An 850-nucleotide genomic window follows, 5' to 3' on the forward strand; every position below is an offset into this window, starting at 1 on the left:
GTACGGTAGCTTGGTTTGCCGTCAATTTTTTTGGAATACGGGTCAATCAGCAATTTGTTGGGATTAAAACATGAGCCGTATTCTGCGTTTTCACGTCCATACACGCGAAAACCGTATCGCTGCCCTGCCTTAACGTCTGGCACAAATCCGTAAAATACCGAACCGCGCCGCGAAGGCATCTCCAAACGGGTTTCTTTATCCTTATCAAACAGACACAATTCGACCTTTTCGGCATTGATGGAAAACAAGGTGAAATTCGCGCCCTTGCTCGTCAGGGTCGCGCCCATGGGATAAGGCTTGCCTTCCTCGATATGCCATGATTTGGCAGTCATAGAATGATTCCTTGGTATGTATTTGGTTTCGTGTCCAATATAAGGCCGTCTGAAAATCTTTCAGACGGCCTTGAATCATATTGATATCACTATCTTTTAATTTTCAGCTGATTAGGCAGACATGATGCCCACCCTCAAAGTTGATTTACGCTTCGTCTTTGACTGCCGCCTGATACAGGTACACGGTTGCCAACGGCGGTACGGTAACAGACAGGGAGTTTGGTTTGCCATGCGACCAAACTTCTTCTGTCTCCACCATTGCGCCGGCAGAAACGCCGCTGCCTTTGTAATGCAGGTCGTCTGAATTGAGGATTTCGCGGTATTCGCCGGCAGAATTCACACCAAAACGGTAGCCTTCGCGCACTACAGGCGTGAAGTTGCTGATGACGATAACGCGGTTGCCTTCACGGTCGCGGCGCTCGAAAACGAATACGGAATTGTCGCCGTCATCGGCAACCAGCCACTCAAAGCCTTCAGGCCATTGGTCTAATTGGTAAAGCGGCGCGTTGTCTTTATAG

General features: G+C 48.9%; 1 protein-coding gene and 1 pseudogene. Both read right to left on the minus strand.

The features are described from left to right. A pseudogene (locus ACTHUM_RS15760) lies at positions 1 to 332 on the minus strand (glycogen debranching protein GlgX); the annotation flags it as partial. 145 nt (positions 333 to 477) lie between these two features. After that, positions 478 to 850 (minus strand): alpha amylase C-terminal domain-containing protein (locus ACTHUM_RS15765; RefSeq protein ID WP_440403388.1); only part of this gene is annotated, 373 nt, incomplete at its 5' end.

Source organism: Neisseria sp. P0021.S006, assembly GCF_051956895.1.